This is a genomic window from Pedobacter cryoconitis (assembly GCF_001590605.1).
Classification (GTDB): Bacteria; Bacteroidota; Bacteroidia; order Sphingobacteriales; family Sphingobacteriaceae; genus Pedobacter; species Pedobacter cryoconitis_A.
The window spans coordinates 4,663,250-4,682,083 of record NZ_CP014504.1 but is presented as its reverse complement, the minus strand read 5'-3'; the positions used below and the strand labels follow the sequence as shown (position 1 = coordinate 4,682,083).

Here is an 18,834-nt window from a genome sequence, read left to right as displayed (position 1 = left end):
CTAAAATTTGCTAAAATTGGAACGGAGTTTGTATATACCTTGTGAGAATTAAAAATTTGTTTAATTTTGCTACACAAAAAAATTATACATTTTTAAATTTGTTTAACCTTAAAAAAGAAAAATTATGAATTACTCTACTTTAAAGAAGGGTTTAGCAGTTTCTTTTGTTGCTGTAATGGGTGTTACTACTCTTGCTTCAGCTCAAACTGATTCTACTTCCACTTCATCTTCAGCCAAAGTATTTGGTGGAAGAGGCCAGTACAGAACTTGGTCAATTGGTGTTAATGCTGGTGTTTTATCTCCATTCGTTGCGATTGGTGGATCAAATGACTTCAAAAATGCAGATGTTAACTTAGGTTACGGTGTTTCATTGAAAAAACAATTAGGTCATGCTTTCGGTTTAGAAGGTAACATTTTCCGCGGAAAAGTTTCTGGTACAAACAAAGACTTACCAGGTGGTCAAGCAAGTGGTGTTACCGGATTTGAAACTCAAATCGGTTACGCAGCTGACATTAGAGGTGTTGTTAATGTTGCTACTGTAGATTTCTTACGTCGCGAAAACTCAGTTAACTTCTTCGTTACTGTTGGTTACGGTTTAGTTGCTTATGCTCCTAAAGTAACTTCAGTAGGTGGTGCAGTTACTGACTGGAAAGACAAAGCTGGTGATAGCCGCGATAAAAAATACGTTAAAGAAGCTTACATCCCAGTTGGTGCTGGTGTGAAATTCAAAGTTTCTGACCGTGTTGCGTTTAACTTAGGTTACACAATGCACTTCATTGACGGTGATAACTTTGACGGAGTTTACGCTAAAGGAACAACTAAAGATAAATTCTCATACGGTTATGCTGGATTAGAATTCTCATTAGGTTCTAAAGCTAAACCAAACCTTGACTGGGTTAACCCTCTTGCAATTATGTATGATGAGTTAAAAGACCCTTCATTACGTCAAGAAGTTGAAGCACTTAAAACTCGTGTTTCTAACGTTGAAAAATCTGTTGAAGATTTGAAAAAAGATAGCGATGGAGACGGTGTTTCTGATCAATTCGACAAATGCCCAGGAACTCCTGCTGGTACTGCAGTTGATGGTTCAGGATGTCCACTTCCTGTTGCAGCAGCAGCTACAGTAGTTAATGCTTCTAACGCAACTGGTTTCGAAACTATTCAATTTGAATTCAACTCTTCAGTTTTAAAAACTGAATCTTACCCTACTTTAGATAAATTATCTTCTGTATTGAAAGAAAGCAATGGTAAAGCCTTAGTAAAAGGTTATGCTTCTAGCGAAGGTACTGCTGCTTACAACTTGAAATTATCTAAAGACAGAGCAAACTCAGTAAAAACTTACTTAGTAAACTCTGGAGTTAGTGCTAGCAAAGTTGCTACAAAAGGTTTAGGTGAAGCAAATCCAATCGCTTCTAACGATACTGAAGAAGGTCGTATCCAAAACCGTCGTGTTGAAACTTCAAGAAACTAGTATTTCTTAAACAACATAGAAAAGGGTTCTGATTTATCAGAGCCCTTTTTTTATGCGCTGGATTTTATACATTTGTGTTATGTACTTTTTTAGAAAAAAAGACCCGAACAGGCCAACTAGTATTGACATCAAAATCATGCATGTCATTAATGCGCTTGCTATCTCAATTTTTATCATTGGAATTACCCTGAAACTTTTACACTGGATATAAATAATGAAGACAATTATCAATACCTCGAATGCACCAGCTCCGATAGGCCCTTATAGCCAGGCTGTATTAGCTAATGGATTTCTATACGTATCCGGACAAATCCCAATTAACCCTGCAACAGGAGAACTTACACAGTCTTCTATTAAAGATGAAACTGAACAAGTAATGCGTAACCTGAATGCAGTATTGCTGGAAGCGGGTTTTGAATTTACTCATATCCTTAAATCAACCATATTTTTGTCGGATATGGACTTATTTGCAGAGGTAAATGAAGTCTATGGATCTTACTTTGAGTCTGACTTTCCTGCACGTGAAACTGTAGCTGTAAAAGGATTGCCTAAAGGGGTGAATGTGGAAATCTCAGTAATTGCTTATAAAGGATAAATTGGCGGGGTCGAATGTGCGTTACCTGCTGGCAGGATTCATCCCCTTTGTAATTTGGGGATGCTTTGCTATTCCTTTAAGAAATATTAAAGGCTTCCCGTCTGACGAGATTTTGTACTATCGTATATTTACCTCCCTGATTTTGATCTGGACAGTAATCCTCCTTTTCAGGAGAAAGCAACTGACTGTGGATATTGCTTATGTAAAAGCTGTAACTAAAAAGCAGCGGATTACTTATTTGTGGCAAATCCTTTGTGCAACGGTATTCCTGACGCTCAATTGGTATACTTTTATCTATGCTGTCAACAATGTCAGTCTTACTTCTGCGGCATTCGCTTATATGGTATGTCCATTATTGACAGCTTTTGGTGGCTTTATAATCCTTAAAGAGCAATTATCGACCTTAAAACTTATTTCGTTAGTAGTTGCACTGATTAGTGTCGTGTTTTTAGCTACTGGCTCATTCAGAGATGTAATATGGTCGGTCGTGATTGCCGTATTTTATGCTGGCTACCTGGTCATTCAGAGAAAAATGCAGGGAATTGATAAACTCAATGTACTGGCTGTTCAGTTTTTAGTAGCCTGTATAATTTTGCTCCCTTTTTTCCTTTACCAGTATAATGGGTTTCCGCAGCACAGCTGGTTCTGGATACATATTCTGATTATCGCTATTGTATTTACAATTATCCCCTTGTTCTTAAGCCTTTACGCACTAATTGGTATCCCTTCTTCTACGCTGGGAATTCTGATTTATATCAATCCTATCATTGCCTTCGCTATTGCCGTGTTTTATTTTGGTGAGGCGATTGATGTCCATCAGGTTTATGCTTATGCGCTGTTATTATTTTCAGTAATTTTGTTTAACTGGAATTTGATCAGCACTATATTTATTGCTAAAAAAATATCTAATATTTAATTACTAACAACTTGTTTGCTTCTGATTTAGATACAACGATTGAGTTTTTGAAAGGAGTAGGCCCTAAGCGTGCTGAAATTTTACAGAAAGAATTAGGTATATATACTTATGCCGACTTGCTGGGTTGTTATCCGTTCCGGTATATCGACAGAACGCGTTTTTATAAAATAAATGAGCTTGATGCTGATTTACCCTACGTTCAGATTCTAGGACGCATTACCGGAAAGGAAACTATTGGGGAAAAACATAAAAAAAGAATTGTAGCCAGATTGACAGATGAAACCGGAACTATTGAACTGGTTTGGTTTCAAAGTTTAAAATGGGTAGATGAAAATGTGATGCGTGGCAAAGTCTATATCGCTTTTGGCAAGCCGACTGTTTTTAATAGTTCTTACAGCATTTCTCACCCCGAAATGGAGAGTTATCCCAGACCAGCTACTTTGACAGGGAACCTGACCTTACAGCCTGTTTACAACTCTACAGAAAAGCTGAAGAAATTTTCGCTGGATAGTAAAGGAATCCAGAAGATGCAGGCCTTGGTTATTGAACAGTGCCTGCAGGAAATCAGAGAAACAATCCCTGCTTATATTCTGGATAAATACCGGATGGTTAACCGCAAGGAAGCCTTATTAAATATCCACTTTCCAAAAGATACAATTGCTTTGCAAAATGCACAGCGCAGATTGAAGTTTGAAGAATTATTTTTTATTCAGCTTCAATTATTAAGTAATAAACAATTCAGAGAACTCAAGTTCAAAGGACACCTGTTTAGTACGGTTGGGAAAAGGGTGAATACTTTTTATAAGGATATTCTGCCCTTTGAACTCACTGGTGCTCAGAAACGGGTGATCAAAGAAATAAGGTTGGACACACAACGCGGTATTCAGATGAACAGACTGGTACAGGGCGATGTAGGAAGTGGAAAAACAGTGGTGGCTTTAATGAGTATGCTGCTGGCCAATGACAACGGTTATCAGGCTTGTATGATGGCTCCAACCGAAATTCTGGCACGTCAGCATTATCATTCTATCGCCTCTTTACTGGATGGAAGACTAATTAAGGTCGATATCTTAACTGGTAATACGACTAAGAAACAAAGAATACTTTTACATCAACAATTAGAGGCTGGAGAAATAGATATCCTGGTCGGCACACATGCGCTGATTGAAGATAAAGTAGTTTTCAAAAATCTCGGCCTGGTAGTTATTGATGAACAGCATCGTTTTGGAGTGGAGCAGAGAGCCAAGCTTTGGCGTAAAAATAGTACACCCCCTCATATCCTGGTGATGACTGCCACACCGATTCCGAGAACACTGGCTATGACCTTATACGGGGATCTGGATGTTTCTATGATTGATGAACTTCCTGCGGGAAGAAAGCCCATTGAAACTAAACATTTGGTGGAAGGGCAACGACTAAGGATGTTTGGCTTCATGAAAACTGAGATTGCCAAAGGCAGGCAGGTTTATGTGGTTTATCCACTAATTAAAGAGAGTGAAAAGCTGGATTTACTTCATCTGGAAGCTGGTATAGAACAAATGCGTTATCAATTTCCTTTACCAGATTTTCAGATTAGTATTGTTCATGGGCAAATGCCTAATAAGGATAAGCAATATGAGATGCAGCGGTTTATAGACGGTCAAACGCAAATCATGGTAGCTACGACCGTTATAGAGGTTGGTGTAAATGTTCCTAATGCTTCTGTAATGATCATAGAGAATGCGGAAAGGTTTGGATTATCGCAGTTACATCAGCTGCGTGGTAGAGTGGGCAGAGGTGCAGAGCAGTCTTTTTGTATCCTGATGTCGGGAGAAAAGTTAAGCAGAGAAGGCAGAAAGCGTTTGGAAACTATGGTGATGACCAATAATGGGTTTGAAATTTCAGAGATTGACCTGGAGTTGCGCGGGCCCGGAGATTTGTCTGGTACCATGCAAAGCGGGGTGCTGGATCTGAAACTGGCAGATTTAGTGAAAGATCAGCAGATCTTACAAGAGGCAAGAAATACTGTGATTGAGATTTTTCAGCAAGACCCTACGCTTTCTTTACCGGAAAATGCTTTACTGAAGCGTTTTGTCGATAAAAAAAGCAGAGGGATCGCTTTGGATAAAATATCCTAGAATCAGATTTTCTTAATCTTCATCACTACCTGGCATAGAGCCGGTTCCTGTATAGGCACCTTTTCTGATCACCGGAACACCCAGATGTTTGTAAAGATCATCAAGATGCATCAGACTTCCATTAGTCAGGTTGCCCAGGAAAATAATTACAATATTCTTTTGTACATCGCGCACATAAATGTGGCGGAAGCCATGCCACCAGCCAGTGTGATAAACTACTTTACGGCCATTTTCTCCATCATACATTCTCCATCCGTAACCATAGTTAAAGTGGCCATTGATCGCTTTATTATGACCTGTATAGGCTGAGTCAAGACTGGATTGTTTTAATAACCTGCCTTTTTTCAGGGCATTGTCATATAAAACAAGGTCATGAATTGTACTGTAGATACCTTTGTCACCTACAGGCCCATCCAGGAAATTCTGTACTACCGAGTATTTCCAGGTACGGTCATGACCAACCACATCAACAGGTATTTTAGAATAAGCAGTGGTAGAATATACATGTGTATGTTTCATACCCGCAGGTTTAAAAACATATTCCATCATATAATCTGAATATTTTTTACCAGTTACCTTCTCAATAATAGCACCAAGCACCATGAAATTGGAGTTGTTGTAATGGAATCTTGTATCTGGTTTAGCATAACGGTTCGGCTTGTATTGTGCAATGAGGTTCATTACGTCGACGTTACTCATCGGTTTCTTTTTATCTTTCCATACGCCATCGCTGAAATATACATAATTCATCATTCCGCTGCGATGGGTAAGCAATAGCTTTACAGTGATATCCTCATAAGGAAAGTTAGGATAAAATTGTTTAACATTATCTGTTAATTTAAGTTTACCCTGTTCCACCAGCTGCATGATAGCAACTCCCGTAAATGTTTTGGTAATAGAGGCCAGTTCAAATTCAGAATTGATCTTTAAACTGTCACGGTGAAGGTAATCGGCCCATCCGATAGCTTTTTCGTAAATTATTTTACCGTCTTTGGCAACGAGCATGTTTCCGTTAAATCCAAATTTCTTATGCAGGTTGTCTACAAAATTAGCGATCCATTTGTCTCCTTTAGCCGGGTCATATGAAATGAGGAGGCTATCCGCTTTATCATCATTTACGGTTCTGATCTTTGGATCCGGATGTTTTTTATTAGTATGCGAACAGGCACTGATGAGAAAAGTGGCTAGTAAAGCCACGGGAAAAAAGGTACGGTAAGTCATGAATTAGATTAGTCTTTTTTGAAGGCTGAAAAATAAACAATATTAAGCCTTTAAACGTAAAAGAGTTTTAAACATTATCATATACTTTACATTCTTCTATAGAGATAAAAGCTTATTTTTGAAAAAAAATAAAAGAAATGAATTTTAGAACCGAACACGACACCATGGGCGAAGTGCAGGTCCCTGCTGATAAGTATTGGGGAGCACAAACTGAACGTTCACGTAATAATTTTAAAATTGGTCCTGAGGCTTCAATGCCAAAAGAGATTATCCATGCTTTTGGTTATCTCAAAAAAGCTGCGGCGCTGGCCAATCAAGAACTTGGTGTGCTTGCAAGTGATAAAGCAGAATGGATTGCTAAGGCATGCGACGAAGTAATCGCAGGAACTTTAGACGATCAGTTCCCTCTGGTAATCTGGCAAACAGGTTCCGGAACCCAGAGCAACATGAACTCCAATGAAGTGATTGCAAACCGTGCACACGTAATGAACGGTGGCAGCCTGGAAGATGAGAAGAAAATTCTTCATCCGAATGATGATGTCAATAAATCACAATCTTCAAATGATACTTATCCTACAGCTATGCACATTGCAGCATATAAACAAGCTGTAGAAATCACTATACCAGGTTTAGAAAAACTGGAAAAAACTTTAAAAGCCAAAGCGGTTGAGTTTGCACAGATCGTGAAAACAGGAAGAACTCACTTTATGGATGCAACTCCATTAACGTTGGGTCAGGAGTTTTCAGGTTATGCGCAGCAAATCACAAATAGTATCAGGGCAGTTAAGAATTCCTTGGTGATGATCACTGAATTGGCTTTAGGTGGTACAGCAGTAGGAACAGGATTGAATACTCCAAATGGATATGATGTACTGGTTGCCCGCAAAATTGCGGAACTTACAGGTTTACCATTTGTAACAGCACCAAATAAGTTTGAGGCACTGGCTGCACATGATGCAATGGTAGAATTATCTGCTGCTTACAAGCGTACTGCGGTGGCTTTAATGAAAGTTGGTAACGACATAAGAATGCTAAGCTCAGGTCCACGTTCGGGTATTGGTGAGATCATCATCCCTGACAATGAGCCAGGATCTTCTATTATGCCGGGAAAAGTTAATCCTACGCAACCAGAAGCATTAACTATGGTTTGTGCACAAGTAATGGGTAATGATGTAACTGTAGGTATTGGTGGCAGCAATGGTCATTTCGAACTGAATGTCTTCAAACCTGTTATTGCAGCGAATGTATTGCAATCGGGAAGATTAATTGGTGATGCTTGTGTATCATTCAATGATAACTGTGCAGTAGGTATTTTACCAAATTTACCAGAGATCAAAAAACATCTGGAAAACTCTTTAATGCTGGTTACAGCGCTTAATCCACATATCGGTTATGAGAACGCGGCTAAAATTGCTAAAAAAGCGCATAAAGAGAATAAAACACTTCGTGAAGCTGCTGTAGAGCTGGGTCTATTGACCAGTGAGCAGTTTGATGAGTGGGTAAGACCAGAAGATATGGTAGGTAGTTTAAAATAACATGAATAGATACCATTATCTAATTATTCTATTTTGTTTGATGGCGTTTCCCGCTTGCGAGAGACGCCCAAACGTTCAGGGTAATGGAGAAGCTTTTTTACAGGGCGTCTGGAGTCAGGATAGCATAGCCAATGCAGCTAAACTGATGAATTATACGCAGCATCAGGTGAAAATTACCTGTGACTCATTTTATGTTGACCTGACTACACATTCAAAGGTCAACTATTATGAAGATCCCTGTTACAATAATGGCGTTTGGAAAGAGTATGCAAAAGGTGTATACCAGGTAAGAAAGGATAGTTTGTTCTTAGAGGGAACTTATACTAAAGCTAATTATAAGCAAAAGGTTTCCGGTTGTTATACGATTGGAATATACAGAAAAAGTTTTCTGATCAAGTCAAAGGATTCCACTCACCTTTCTTTACAAAGCCTGAGTGATCAAAGAGATGTTAATCTTGTCCTGAAACAAAAAATCAAATGTGTACCGCAAGAATTATAAAATAAAACAATGATTTCAGTAGTAAATATAAAAAAGGTTTGTATCGCAGTCGCATTGATTGCCTATCTGCCATTGAATGCAGCAGCATGGGGACAAACAGGACATAGGATTGTCGGACAGATTGCCGACTATTATCTGACTGCAAAAGCCCGTAAAGCTGTAAAACAGGTATTAGGAAATGAAAGTATGGCAATTGCAAGTAACTGGCCGGATTTCATCAAGTCAGATACAACATATAACTACCTGACCAGCTGGCATTATGTAAATATCCCTGGTAACCTGGATCAGAATGGAGTATTTAATTTTCTGGAAACAAGTAAAGAGCCTAATGTTTACAATAAGATTCCAGAGATGATCAAGATTCTTAAGGATAAGCAAAGCACGGCTGAACAGCAGCAAATGGCTATGCGTTTATTGATACATATGGTAGGTGATGTACATCAACCGATGCATACCGCAAGAAAAGAAGATCTTGGTGGCAATAAGGTTAGTGTAATGTGGTTTGGACAGCGTTCGAACCTTCACCGTGTTTGGGATGAGGATCTGATTGACAGACAACAATTAAGTTATACTGAATACGCAACAGCAATTAATCATCCTTCGAAAGAACAATTTACAAAATGGAGTCATGATTCATTGAAGGAAACTGTTTATGAGTCTTATGTGGCTTGCAATAAAATATATGACAAGACTAAAGCTGATGATAAATTAAGTTACCGTTATAACTTTGATTTTGTCGGCCTGATGAATGAGCAGTTGTTAAAAGGTGGTGTACGTTTAGCACAGATCATTAACGATATTTATTCTTAAGCCGATGAAGATTCTGATGGTTTGTCTCGGTAATATTTGCCGTTCTCCGCTTGCTGAAGGGATTGTCAGGAAATTAATTGCCGATGAAAACCTGGATTGGGAAGTCGCTTCTGCCGGCACAGGAAACTGGCATACTGGTCAGCCAGCTGATAAAAGGAGTATATCCATAGCTAAAAACTATGGATATGATATTTCAAGTCAGCGCGCCCGGCTTTTTGGGCAGGAGCTGTTTGATGAATTTGATCATATCCTGGTGATGGATAAAAACAACTTACGTGACGTCTTGAAATTAGCGGCTAATCAAGAGCATCGTCAAAAAGTAAGGTTGTTTTTGACTGATGAAAAGGAAGTTACTGACCCTTATTTTGATGATCAGCTATTTGATCCGGTTTTTTTAACGATAGAAGACAGGGCAAAAAAAACTGATAAAAGAATTAAAAAAATAAAGAATGGAGCCGTTGAAATTATATCAAATATTAGTAGGGTGTAAACCAGCAGGCAGAAATACAGAACAACATGATGTGTTTTTTGCAGTAGGAGCATCATTAAAAGAGCTTATCCCTCAAATTCTGGAGTTCTGGCCTGAAGCGAATGGTAAAATACATTTAGATGCCTGGAGAGAAGTCACTTCAGTAGAAGGATTTAACATATCAATCGTTGAGAAAACGCCAGTTCATGCTCAACCTTCAAAAGCCTTGTTTTTCCTTAATCTGGGTGGGTATAAAAAAGATGAATTTGACGAGCTGCATTATAGAATGTTACTGGTCGGAGCGGATAAAGCAGAAGTGATTAAAAAGGCTAAAGAGTCTGCATTTTTTCTGCATACAGGTTTTGAAGGAGCACCTTCTCATATAGACGATAAATATGGGGTTGACGTGGATGATATCTTTGAAATTGAAGAGGTGCTATCACCTGGGCTTAAGGAGCGTTATCAGATTTTAATAACTGCTGGTGAAACAACTGTTCAGGACGAAATCCACCTGGGTTACTTTCCTTTGAAAAATTTGTAAAACTTTTCTGTAGGGTACACGTTACTTCCCTGACACTAATTTTTTAGAGACATGGAAAATACTAAAGTAAACCCAGAAACACTGAACGACCTGATTCAAATTAATAATGACCGTATTGCTGGTTATGAAAAAGCTATTCAGGAATTATCACCTGAAGACAGTGATCTGAAAGACTTATTTGTGAAAATGGTAGCAGAAAGTCATAAAAATAAATTGGCTTTAGCTTCAGCAGTTCAAGGTACAGGTACTGAAATGGAAACCGGAACTACAACATCTGGTAAAATATATCGCGCCTGGATGGATGTTAAAGCAGTATTTACAGGTCATGACCGCAAAACGATTTTAAATAACTGTGAGGCTGGAGAAGATGCAGCACAAAGAGCTTATAAATCTGCTTTAGAAGAGGAAGGCCTTTCTGCAGATACAAGAAGCTTAATTACTGAGCAAAAATCGGAGTTGCGTGCATCTCATGATCAAATTAAAGGGTTGAGAGATCAGACTCCATCTTAGTACATAAACATCTTAGTATATAAACAAAAAATGGCCTGAGCATATGCTCAGGCCATTTTTTGTTTATAAGAATTGGTTAAATACCAAATTCCTTATCCAGATATTCTGTTACTTTTTCTATTGCACTATCAATAGTGTCACTTAGAATCGTAATGAAAGAACCTGATTTTGCTGTTGCTATCAGGAACTTCAAGCAGTCTGAAGAGTCATTATTAATAATGACTTCCATATCAGGTTTAACTTCTCTGATGCCTGAGATCAAAATATCTATGATATCCTGCTGCTGACGGCCGCGAAGATATTTTTCCTGACAAATGATAATCTTATCAAACATTTGTGCAGAAATACGCGCTGTTTCTCTGATGTCTTCATCACGTCTGTCCCCGGTTCCTGAGATTACACCGATATGCTCTGTTGCCTCAATCGTTTTCAGATAGTCTTTGATTCCGTTAAATCCATTCGCATTGTGTGCAAAATCTACCAGGATTTTAAACTCTTTAAATTTAAAGATGTTCATTCTGCCTGGAGTTTGTGCCGCAGAAGGAATAAAGGTCTCCAGAGACATACGTATATCTTCAATCTTATATCCCCAAAGGAAGGTAGACAGCGTTGCTGCCAGAACGTTCTGGATCATAAAATCAACACTACCACCAAAAGTTAGCGGGATATGGGTTACTTTGTCTACCCTGATCTTCCAGTCTCCTTTTTTGATCGTAATGTAACCGTTTTCATAGATTGCTGCGGAACCACCTTTTTTGCAATGTTCTACAATAACAGGATTATTCTCATCCATGCTGAAGTATGCCACTTTACAATCAGCCGTTTCAGCTATTTTAACGCAGTATTTATTATCTGCATTCAAAACTGCCCATCCGTCTCTTTTCACCGCTCCAATAACAACTGCCTTTACTCTGGTCAGATCCTTTAAGCTATGGATATCTGCAATTCCAAGATGATCTTCCTGTATATTGGTTACTACCCCGATGTCACAGCGTTTAAATCCAAGTCCGGCTCTCAGAATACCTCCTCTGGCAGTTTCTAATACAGCAAACTCAACAGTAGGATCTCTCAGTATAAATTCTGCACTCACTGGTCCGGTTGTATCACCTTTCATCAGCATCGTATTCTGAACGTAAATACCATCCGAGGTTGTAAAACCAACTCTTGTTCCATTGCTTTTCACAATATGTGCAATCAGCCTTGTAGTCGTTGTTTTCCCATTAGTACCAGTTACCGCGATAATTGGAATTCTATTGGCTTTACCAGGAGGATATAACATATCAATCACTGGTGCAGCAACGTTTCTTGGTAAACCTTCACTTGGAGCAAGGTGCATACGAAATCCAGGTGCAGCGTTAACTTCAAGAATTACACCACCATTTTCTGTAAGTGGTTGCGTCAGGTTTTGTGCCATGACATCAATTCCGCAGATATCTAAACCGATAATACGGGATATCCGCTCACTGATAAAAATGTTTTGCGGGTGAACAAGATCAGTTACATCAATAGATGTTCCACCTGTACTCAGGTTCGCTGTTGACTTTAAATAAACAAGCTCGCCATTTGGTACAACAGTTTCCAGTGTATAATTCTTTTTAGATAACAAGTCAAGTGTGTCGCGGTCTACAAGTATTTCTGTTAACACATTTTCATGTCCGTAACCGCGTCGTGGATCTTCGTTTTCTTTATCAATTAATTGCTGAACAGTAGCGGTTCCATTTCCGGTAACGTGGGCTGGCACGCGTAAAGCTGCGGCAACCATTTTATTGTCGATAACCAGAATTCTGAAATCGTAGCCTGTGATAAAGCTTTCAATGATTATTCTTCTGGAATACTGTTTTGCATGTTCAAAGGCAAGTTTAGCAGCTTCCGGTGTTTTAACGTTAATGGAAGCACCTTTACCGTGATTTCCATCCAATGGTTTAAATACAAGGGGGAAGCCAATTCTTTCAATGGCATCATCCAGTTCACTGATATCAGAGATAGTGACTCCATTGGCAACAGGTATAGCAGAATCCTTTAAAATTCTTTTGGTTTCGTCTTTATCTCCGGCAATATCTACAGCGATACTGTTTGTTTTTTCAGTCATGGTCGCTCTGAAGCGCACCTGGTTTTTACCATAGCCTAACTGGATTAAAGAGCTTTTGTTCAATCTTATCCATGGAATATCCCTTGCTATAGCTTCATCTACAATAGATCCGGTACTTGGGCCAAGACGTTCCATTTGTCTCAGTTCCCTTAACCGGTGGATATCAAATTCAAGGTCATAATCCAGGTTGCCGATCAGTGCCTCAGCAATTTTAACACTGGCTTCTGCAGCGTAAATACCTGCTTTTTCTTCCAGATAACTGAATACTACATTATAGATGCCTTCTGTTTTGGTTTGTCTTGTCCTTCCAAAACCAGTATCCATACCAGCAAGGGTCTGGATTTCCAGCGCAATATGTTCAATAACATGACCCATCCATGTTCCTTCTTTTATACGGGCGAAGAAGCCTCCGGGTTCACCTTTCGAGCACCTGTGCGTAAATAAGCTTGGCATCATTTTTTCCAGACGATCACCAAACCCATCAATCAGATTTGTAGGACGTTGTTCCATGTCCTCCAGATCTAATCTCATCTGTATTAGTTTTTTCCTGTTGACCGACCAGATATTTGGTCCCCTTAGCACTTGAATGCCGAGTATTTTCATATGTTATCTATTGTTTTTTAAAGGTGATGAAGCTTGCCAGGCTGAATGGCCCTGGCAGGTTTCATATGTTATCTATTGTTTTTTAAAGGTGATGAAGCTTGCCCGGCTGAAGGGCCCTGGCAGGTTTCATATGTTATCTATTATTTTTTAAAGGTGATGAAGCTTGCCCGGCTGAAGGGCCCTGACAGGTTTCATATATGTTATTTATTGTTTTTTAAAGGTGATGAAGCTTGCCGTGCTGAAGAGCCCTGGCAGGTTTAACCCAATGAAACAACCAGTTTCATCCTTCATTTGTTTTTCTAATCATGTTTCTTTAACAGTAAACCTTTTGTCCCCGAGGACTGTCCTGACTTCAGGATTATTCAACTTAAGTTCCAATAAGGGCTGTGTATTGATAATTCCGTAGTTGTTTTTTGTTAAAAACGCTATTAAACGGTTAATCAATATATGAATGTTTTTTTATAATAGCCGAAGTTATCCGCTTAAAAACACTTAAAATATAAACGTGCATAAATTTAATCAAAGAATTGAATAATAAAGGAATATTTGTTGTTTGCACACAGATTATTGATTAAATATGGTAATATTTAAACTAATGAATATATATTTGAGATTTTAGGCTAAGAAAACAAATAAAATGGCTCCAAAAGGTAAATTGATAATTATTGGTGGTGCAATAAATACCGGAAGTTTTACTGAAACACAATTCGGACTACCTCAGAATATGAATTTCTTTGAGCGTGGTATTCTAAAACGTATTACTACTGAATCTGTTAAAGACACTTCGTCCCGTTTCGAAATTATTACTACCGCATCGCTGGTTCCAGAAAAAGTTGGAGAAGAATATATTAAGGCTTTCGCACAGCTTGATGTACATGATGTTGGCGTACTTAATATTGTAAACAGAGAGCAAGCGAATGATCTTTTGAATTGTGAGCGGGTTAAAGCAGCTGATGTACTGGTGTTTACTGGTGGAGATCAGCTCCGTTTATCTTCTATTTTTGGAGGAACAGCCATACATGAAATCTTGCTTGACAAATATGCGAATGAAGAAGTTGTAATTGCAGGTACCTCAGCAGGTGCTGCGGCAAGTTCTAAAAATATGATCTACCAGGGTAATAGTAAAGATGCCCTGTTAAAAGGAGAAGTCAAAATTACTGCTGGACTGGGTTTTATTGACGGAGTGATCGTTGATACCCATTTCGTACAACGCGGTAGAATCGGACGTTTACTTTATGCAACAGCAAGCAGTCCTGGCATACTTGGAATTGGGCTTGGAGAAGATACAGGCTTGTATATCTCCAATGGCAATACCATGGAAGCAATCGGTTCAGGAATGGTTATTCTTGTTGACGGAAGAAGTATGTCGGATACTAACCTGACAGATGTAGAAATGGGACAACCTGTTTCCATCAAAAATATGGTAGTACACGTAATGTGCGACGGGGATATTTATGATCTTACAGCGCACCAGTTAACTATTCATCATCCAAAAGTTGTACCTACACCCTAATTCGTATGAAGTTAATTATCCACGGCGGTTTTTTTAGTGAATCTTCCACTAATCAGGAAACTAAAAAAGCGAAGCAAGACGCATTATCTGAAATTGCTTCACTTTCTTATACCTATCTGCAATCCCATACTGCATTAGAAACTGTAGCTTATGCAGTTAATCTGCTTGAAGATAATATTCTTTTTAATGCAGGTTTAGGCTCACAGATTCAAAGTGATGGTAAAGTCAGGCTGAGCGCTTCTATCATGGATGGAAAAACACAGAAATTTGCAGGAGTAATTAATATTCAGGATGTTCAAAATCCTATCAGGATTGCTTCACTACTCTTAAATTATGAGGACAGCGTATTAAGCGGAGAAGGCGCCATAGATTTTGCGAGAAATAATAAATTCCCTTATTTTGATCCTGTTATACCTCAGCGCTTAGCTGAATTCGAGCTGAAACTTAATCAGCAGAATAATAAAGGAACAGTGGGATGTGTAGCGCTTGATGCTGCTGGTCATCTTGCAGCGGCCACCTCTACCGGAGGGAAAGGCTTTGAAATTCCCTGCAGGGTCAGTGATTCGGCAACTGTAGCCGGGAACTATGCAAATGAATATGCCGGGATTTCCTGTACCGGAGTAGGAGAAGATATTGTGAGCGTAGCACTATCAGCCAGGATTGTGACCAGGGTTACTGACGGCTTTAGCTTAAAAGATGCTTGCGATAAATCTTTTCGTGAATTAAAAGCTATAAATGGCTTTGCAGGCGTAATTGGTATTACAGCTGCTGGCGAAGTCTACCATACTGATTCACATCCCTATATGGTTTGGGCTTCTTTTGATGTTAGTTTACAGGTGTTTAACTAAAATATATATATTTGTAATATGTATAAACTCTGTTTCGCTCTGTTATGCCTGGGATTCTCCGGGTCAGCAATGGCACAAACAAATACCTTTATTCAACAAGAACCACTCTCAAACAATGGTTCAATCACCATCGCTGTATCCGGAGCAGATGGCGATCTCTATTTTGAACAAGCAGAGAAGAATGAAAAGAATGGAGATTTAAATGATGCGGTTACCCTGTTTGGAAAGGCTGCTTTTGAATACAATAACGCTAAGAATTTTTCCCGTTACGGTGCTTCTCTTTTAAGGTTGAGCAATGTTCATTACCTCATGGAGCACTATACAGAGGCTGAACAGGTGACTTTAAACGTTGCACTTAAAACCTATTCGCGTTTCGGGAACAGGGTTGGACAAATGGCTTCTTACAACCAATTAGGTAAAATTTATCTGGCAGCAAATAAGCTGACACAATCTATGTGGTTTTTTACCCAACAAGGAATTTTAGCCAGACAAGTCAATAATAACGCTGCATATATAGACTCCATACTCGGTCTTGTGCAGGTGAAAATGAAGAAAAAAGAATATTCTTTAGCCTTAAAGGATATCAATCGTGCAGAATTATTTGCTAAAACGACTAAATTAAATCAGTTTAAAGGCCAATTTAAACTGGCCAGAACTTCTATTGCAGAAAAAAAGAGCACATTAAAATAAATTCGACTCTTTTTAAGCTCCATTGAAAATGCTGTTTATGTGTGTGTTAGCATTTATTTTAATTATTGATATAAGCCGTATTGAACACTATTTAATTATCTTTGATAAAGATTACAGAAAAGAGACAGTATAATGCTGTCTCTTTTCTGTTTATTTGAGAAATTGGTATCATATTGGTTGTTATAATAAAAATGGATTTTAAATTATTTAAAGAGATGTTGAAAAGAATATTACTGGTAACCTTCACTGCAGCTGTACTTGCCTGCTCGGCCGCTCCAAAACCACAACAGCTGGTTGAAGGTATCCCTAATATTAAGCCTGATGAGCAGCAGAGTTTGGTATGCAAGGAAATCGTGGCACTTATAGAAAACTATAACTATAAGAAATTAACAGTAAACGATTCTATTTCCTCTCTCGTGCTTGATAAATATATCAAGGCGCTGGATCCATACAGAAGTTATTTCCTGGCTTCAGATATTAAAGATTTCGAACAATTCCGTAGCACACTCGATGATGCTTTCAGAGCAGGTGATTTAAGCGCTCCATTTTATATATTCAATGTTTACTCTAAAAGATATAACGAAACCTTGAATTATGCGATGGCACATATCAAAGATAAATATGATTTCAACCAGAATGATACTTACGTATTTGACAGAGAGAAAATGCCATGGGTAACTTCTACGGCTGCTTTAAATGATATTTGGAAAAAGAGAGTTAAATATGAACTGATCAATTTAAAGATCGCCGGTACAGCTGAAGCCAAAAATGTAGAAACACTGACCAAAAGATATCAGAATCTGAAGTCACAGTCTTCTAAATTGAACAATCAGGATGTATTCCAGATGATCATGGATGCTTTTACAGAAACTATTGATCCGCACACCAATTACTTTAATCCAGCTAAAGCTGTTCAGTTCAATGAAGATATGGCACGTTCTTTTGAAGGGATCGGTGCACGTCTGCAATTGGAAAATGATGTATTGAAAATTTCAGAGATCATTCCTGGTGGACCAGCTTTTAAAAGTAAACTACTAAACTCAGGTGACAGAATTGTTGCCGTAGGACAAGCAACAGGAGAATTCGAAGATATTATCGGATGGAGAATAGATAACTCCGTTGCTAAAATAAAAGGTCCTAAAGGCACTAAAGTAAGATTGAAAATCATTCCTGTAGGTCAGGATATGTCTTCTAAACCTGTGATCGTTGAGCTCATCAGAGAGCGCATCGTGATGGAAGATCAGTCTGCTAAAAAAGAAGTAAAAACTATTGAGTCCAATGGCAAGCCTTATAAAATAGGAATCATTACTGTTCCTGCATTCTATGCAGATTTTAAAGCAGCCAATGCAGGAGATCCAAATTATAAAAGTACAACCCGCGACGTAAAACTATTAATTGATACCCTGAAAAATAAAGATAAAGTTGATGCAATTGTGATGGACCTTCGTGCAAATGGCGGTGGCTCATTGTTAGAAGCAATTGATTTAACAGGATTATTTATTGATAAAGGGCCTGTCGTTCAAGTTAAAGATTTAAAAGGAAATGTAGAGGTCAGCAGTGACGAACATCCGGGTGTTGCCTGGTCTGGTCCTTTCGGTGTGATGGTAGATCGTTTGAGTGCTTCGGCATCAGAGATCTTTGCAGGAGCAATTCAGGACTATGGAAGAGGAATTATTATTGGTACACAGACCTATGGTAAAGGAACTGTTCAGTCGTCAATTGATCTAAATAAACTGGTTAATCCTTCTATCCTGCAACGTCTGGCAAGTTTGGTACAGAAAGGTGCCCCAGGTTCTGGTTTGACTATCAAAGGCGGAAAAGATACTCCTCAGCTTGGACAGATCAACCTGACTATGGCTAAATTCTACCGCGTAAATGGGAGCAGTACACAGCATAAAGGAGTAATGCCTGATATTACGCTACCATCTTTCTATCCAATGGATAAAATTGGAGAAGACACAGAAACATCAGCATTGCCATGGGATGAAGTTCAGAAATCTAACTTTATCGCAGTTGCCAACTTAGCTGCTGTGAAGCCAGAACTGGTTAAACTGCATGATGCAAGAATGGAGAAATCACTGGATTATAAAGTGCTGATCCAGGGAATTGCTGATATGAAGAAACGTGATCAGGAAACTTCTGTGACTTTGAACGAAGGCAAACTGAAATCAGAAAGAGATAGCCTGGAAGCTAAATCTCTGGAAAAAACTAATAAGCTTAGAGCTTCAAGAGGTCTGCCACCTGTTAAAAAAGGAGACAAGATCAAGAAGAAAGAAGATTTTGACTTCTTCCAGGATGAAAGCTTGAGAGTGATGGGAGACTTTATCCAGCTTAAGCCATAACCAACAATCCATAAAATTAAAAAGGCCCTTTCATATCTGAAAAGGGCCTTTTTAATACCTGTTAA

17 protein-coding genes are annotated in these 18,834 nt (G+C 38.7%); 15 read left to right on the top strand and 2 right to left on the bottom strand.

Annotation, left to right across the window (positions count from 1 at the left end; genetic code table 11):
• Positions 1-124 precede the first annotated feature (124 nt).
• From AY601_RS19600 to recG, 5 genes are read left to right on the top strand one after another with little or no spacing between them, the layout of a single operon-like run.
• Positions 125-1,471: an OmpA family protein gene (locus tag AY601_RS19600; protein WP_068404255.1), complete on the top strand. Its 1,347-nt coding sequence runs from the start codon at positions 125-127 to the stop codon at positions 1,469-1,471.
• Between the two features lie 52 nt (positions 1,472-1,523).
• The gene (locus AY601_RS26275) at positions 1,524-1,682 is read left to right on the top strand and encodes a DUF6728 family protein (RefSeq protein WP_311676427.1); all 159 of its coding nucleotides are present in this window, start codon (positions 1,524-1,526) and stop codon (positions 1,680-1,682) included.
• Positions 1,683-1,685: 3 nt separating this feature from the next.
• The gene (locus tag AY601_RS19595; protein WP_068404253.1) at positions 1,686-2,066 is read left to right on the top strand and encodes a RidA family protein; all 381 of its coding nucleotides are present in this window, start codon (positions 1,686-1,688) and stop codon (positions 2,064-2,066) included.
• A gap of 1 nt (position 2,067) precedes the next feature.
• Complete coding sequence (locus tag AY601_RS19590; protein WP_068407741.1) at positions 2,068-2,982, top strand: EamA family transporter; 915 nt, start codon at positions 2,068-2,070, stop codon at positions 2,980-2,982.
• Positions 2,983-2,993: 11 nt separating this feature from the next.
• Entirely contained in the window at positions 2,994-5,099 is a 2,106-nt protein-coding gene (recG, locus tag AY601_RS19585) for an ATP-dependent DNA helicase RecG (protein WP_068404251.1), read from the top strand.
• A gap of 12 nt (positions 5,100-5,111) precedes the next feature.
• Here the strand turns inward: recG and AY601_RS19580 are convergent, their stop codons facing one another.
• A complete protein-coding gene (locus AY601_RS19580) occupies positions 5,112-6,320 on the bottom strand; it encodes a serine hydrolase domain-containing protein (protein ID WP_068404249.1) in 1,209 nt (402 codons plus the stop codon).
• 137 nt (positions 6,321-6,457) lie between these two features.
• On the opposite strand from AY601_RS19580, the gene fumC reads away from it, so the two are divergent.
• Genes fumC through AY601_RS19550 form a run of 6 tightly spaced genes read left to right on the top strand, consistent with a single transcriptional unit; the run spans position 6,458 to position 10,684 of the window.
• Positions 6,458-7,855: a class II fumarate hydratase gene (gene fumC, locus AY601_RS19575; protein WP_068404247.1), complete on the top strand. Its 1,398-nt coding sequence runs from the start codon at positions 6,458-6,460 to the stop codon at positions 7,853-7,855.
• A 40-nt stretch (positions 7,856-7,895) separates the two neighbouring features.
• A complete protein-coding gene (locus AY601_RS19570) occupies positions 7,896-8,354 on the top strand; it encodes a fumarate hydratase (RefSeq protein ID WP_232324637.1) in 459 nt (152 codons plus the stop codon).
• A 9-nt stretch (positions 8,355-8,363) separates the two neighbouring features.
• Positions 8,364-9,164 carry a S1/P1 nuclease gene (locus AY601_RS19565; protein ID WP_068404243.1) on the top strand — a complete coding sequence of 267 codons (801 nt, stop codon included), beginning with the start codon at positions 8,364-8,366 and terminating at the stop codon, positions 9,162-9,164.
• Positions 9,165-9,168: 4 nt separating this feature from the next.
• Entirely contained in the window at positions 9,169-9,654 is a 486-nt protein-coding gene (locus AY601_RS19560; RefSeq protein WP_068404241.1) for a low molecular weight protein-tyrosine-phosphatase, read from the top strand.
• Positions 9,614-10,174, top strand: coding sequence for a DUF1543 domain-containing protein (locus AY601_RS19555; protein WP_068404239.1), 561 nt, complete (start codon positions 9,614-9,616; stop codon positions 10,172-10,174). Before AY601_RS19560 ends, AY601_RS19555 begins: the two co-directional genes overlap by 41 nt.
• A 51-nt stretch (positions 10,175-10,225) precedes the next feature.
• Entirely contained in the window at positions 10,226-10,684 is a 459-nt protein-coding gene (locus AY601_RS19550; protein WP_068404237.1) for a PA2169 family four-helix-bundle protein, read from the top strand.
• A 76-nt stretch (positions 10,685-10,760) separates the two neighbouring features.
• On the opposite strand, the gene cphA is transcribed toward AY601_RS19550, so the two are convergent.
• Positions 10,761-13,376, bottom strand: coding sequence for a cyanophycin synthetase (gene cphA / locus AY601_RS19545; protein ID WP_068404235.1), 2,616 nt, complete (start codon positions 13,374-13,376; stop codon positions 10,761-10,763).
• 637 nt (positions 13,377-14,013) lie between these two features.
• Between cphA and AY601_RS19535 the strand changes: the two genes are divergently transcribed.
• The 4 genes from AY601_RS19535 (at position 14,014) to AY601_RS19520 (ending at position 18,769) form a co-directional block, all read left to right on the top strand.
• On the top strand, positions 14,014-14,889 hold the full coding sequence (locus AY601_RS19535) for a cyanophycinase (protein WP_068404231.1): 876 nt from the start codon (positions 14,014-14,016) through the stop codon (positions 14,887-14,889).
• Between the two features lie 5 nt (positions 14,890-14,894).
• Positions 14,895-15,737, top strand: a complete 843-nt coding sequence (locus tag AY601_RS19530; protein WP_068404229.1) for an isoaspartyl peptidase/L-asparaginase — start codon at positions 14,895-14,897, stop codon at positions 15,735-15,737.
• Positions 15,738-15,755: 18 nt separating this feature from the next.
• The gene (locus AY601_RS19525; protein WP_068404227.1) at positions 15,756-16,427 is read left to right on the top strand and encodes a hypothetical protein; all 672 of its coding nucleotides are present in this window, start codon (positions 15,756-15,758) and stop codon (positions 16,425-16,427) included.
• A gap of 191 nt (positions 16,428-16,618) precedes the next feature.
• The gene (locus AY601_RS19520; protein ID WP_068404225.1) at positions 16,619-18,769 is read left to right on the top strand and encodes a carboxy terminal-processing peptidase; all 2,151 of its coding nucleotides are present in this window, start codon (positions 16,619-16,621) and stop codon (positions 18,767-18,769) included.
• Positions 18,770-18,834: the final 65 nt, after the last annotated feature.

What these genes read in the sequence shown, in the direction of transcription:
- AY601_RS19600 (WP_068404255.1), top strand. Translation starts at nt 125, where the DNA reads ATGAATTACTCTACTTTAAAGAAGGGTTTAGCAGTTTCTTTTGTTGCT.
- AY601_RS26275 (WP_311676427.1), top strand. Translation starts at nt 1,524, where the DNA reads ATGCGCTGGATTTTATACATTTGTGTTATGTACTTTTTTAGAAAAAAA.
- AY601_RS19595 (WP_068404253.1), top strand. Translation starts at nt 1,686, where the DNA reads ATGAAGACAATTATCAATACCTCGAATGCACCAGCTCCGATAGGCCCT.
- AY601_RS19580 (WP_068404249.1), bottom strand. Translation starts at nt 6,320, where the DNA reads ATGACTTACCGTACCTTTTTTCCCGTGGCTTTACTAGCCACTTTTCTC.
- fumC (WP_068404247.1), top strand. Translation starts at nt 6,458, where the DNA reads ATGAATTTTAGAACCGAACACGACACCATGGGCGAAGTGCAGGTCCCT.
- AY601_RS19570 (WP_232324637.1), top strand. Translation starts at nt 7,896, where the DNA reads ATGGCGTTTCCCGCTTGCGAGAGACGCCCAAACGTTCAGGGTAATGGA.
- AY601_RS19565 (WP_068404243.1), top strand. Translation starts at nt 8,364, where the DNA reads ATGATTTCAGTAGTAAATATAAAAAAGGTTTGTATCGCAGTCGCATTG.
- AY601_RS19560 (WP_068404241.1), top strand. Translation starts at nt 9,169, where the DNA reads ATGAAGATTCTGATGGTTTGTCTCGGTAATATTTGCCGTTCTCCGCTT.
- AY601_RS19555 (WP_068404239.1), top strand. Translation starts at nt 9,614, where the DNA reads ATGGAGCCGTTGAAATTATATCAAATATTAGTAGGGTGTAAACCAGCA.
- AY601_RS19550 (WP_068404237.1), top strand. Translation starts at nt 10,226, where the DNA reads ATGGAAAATACTAAAGTAAACCCAGAAACACTGAACGACCTGATTCAA.
- cphA (WP_068404235.1), bottom strand. Translation starts at nt 13,376, where the DNA reads ATGAAAATACTCGGCATTCAAGTGCTAAGGGGACCAAATATCTGGTCG.
- AY601_RS19535 (WP_068404231.1), top strand. Translation starts at nt 14,014, where the DNA reads ATGGCTCCAAAAGGTAAATTGATAATTATTGGTGGTGCAATAAATACC.
- AY601_RS19530 (WP_068404229.1), top strand. Translation starts at nt 14,895, where the DNA reads ATGAAGTTAATTATCCACGGCGGTTTTTTTAGTGAATCTTCCACTAAT.
- AY601_RS19525 (WP_068404227.1), top strand. Translation starts at nt 15,756, where the DNA reads ATGTATAAACTCTGTTTCGCTCTGTTATGCCTGGGATTCTCCGGGTCA.
- AY601_RS19520 (WP_068404225.1), top strand. Translation starts at nt 16,619, where the DNA reads ATGGATTTTAAATTATTTAAAGAGATGTTGAAAAGAATATTACTGGTA.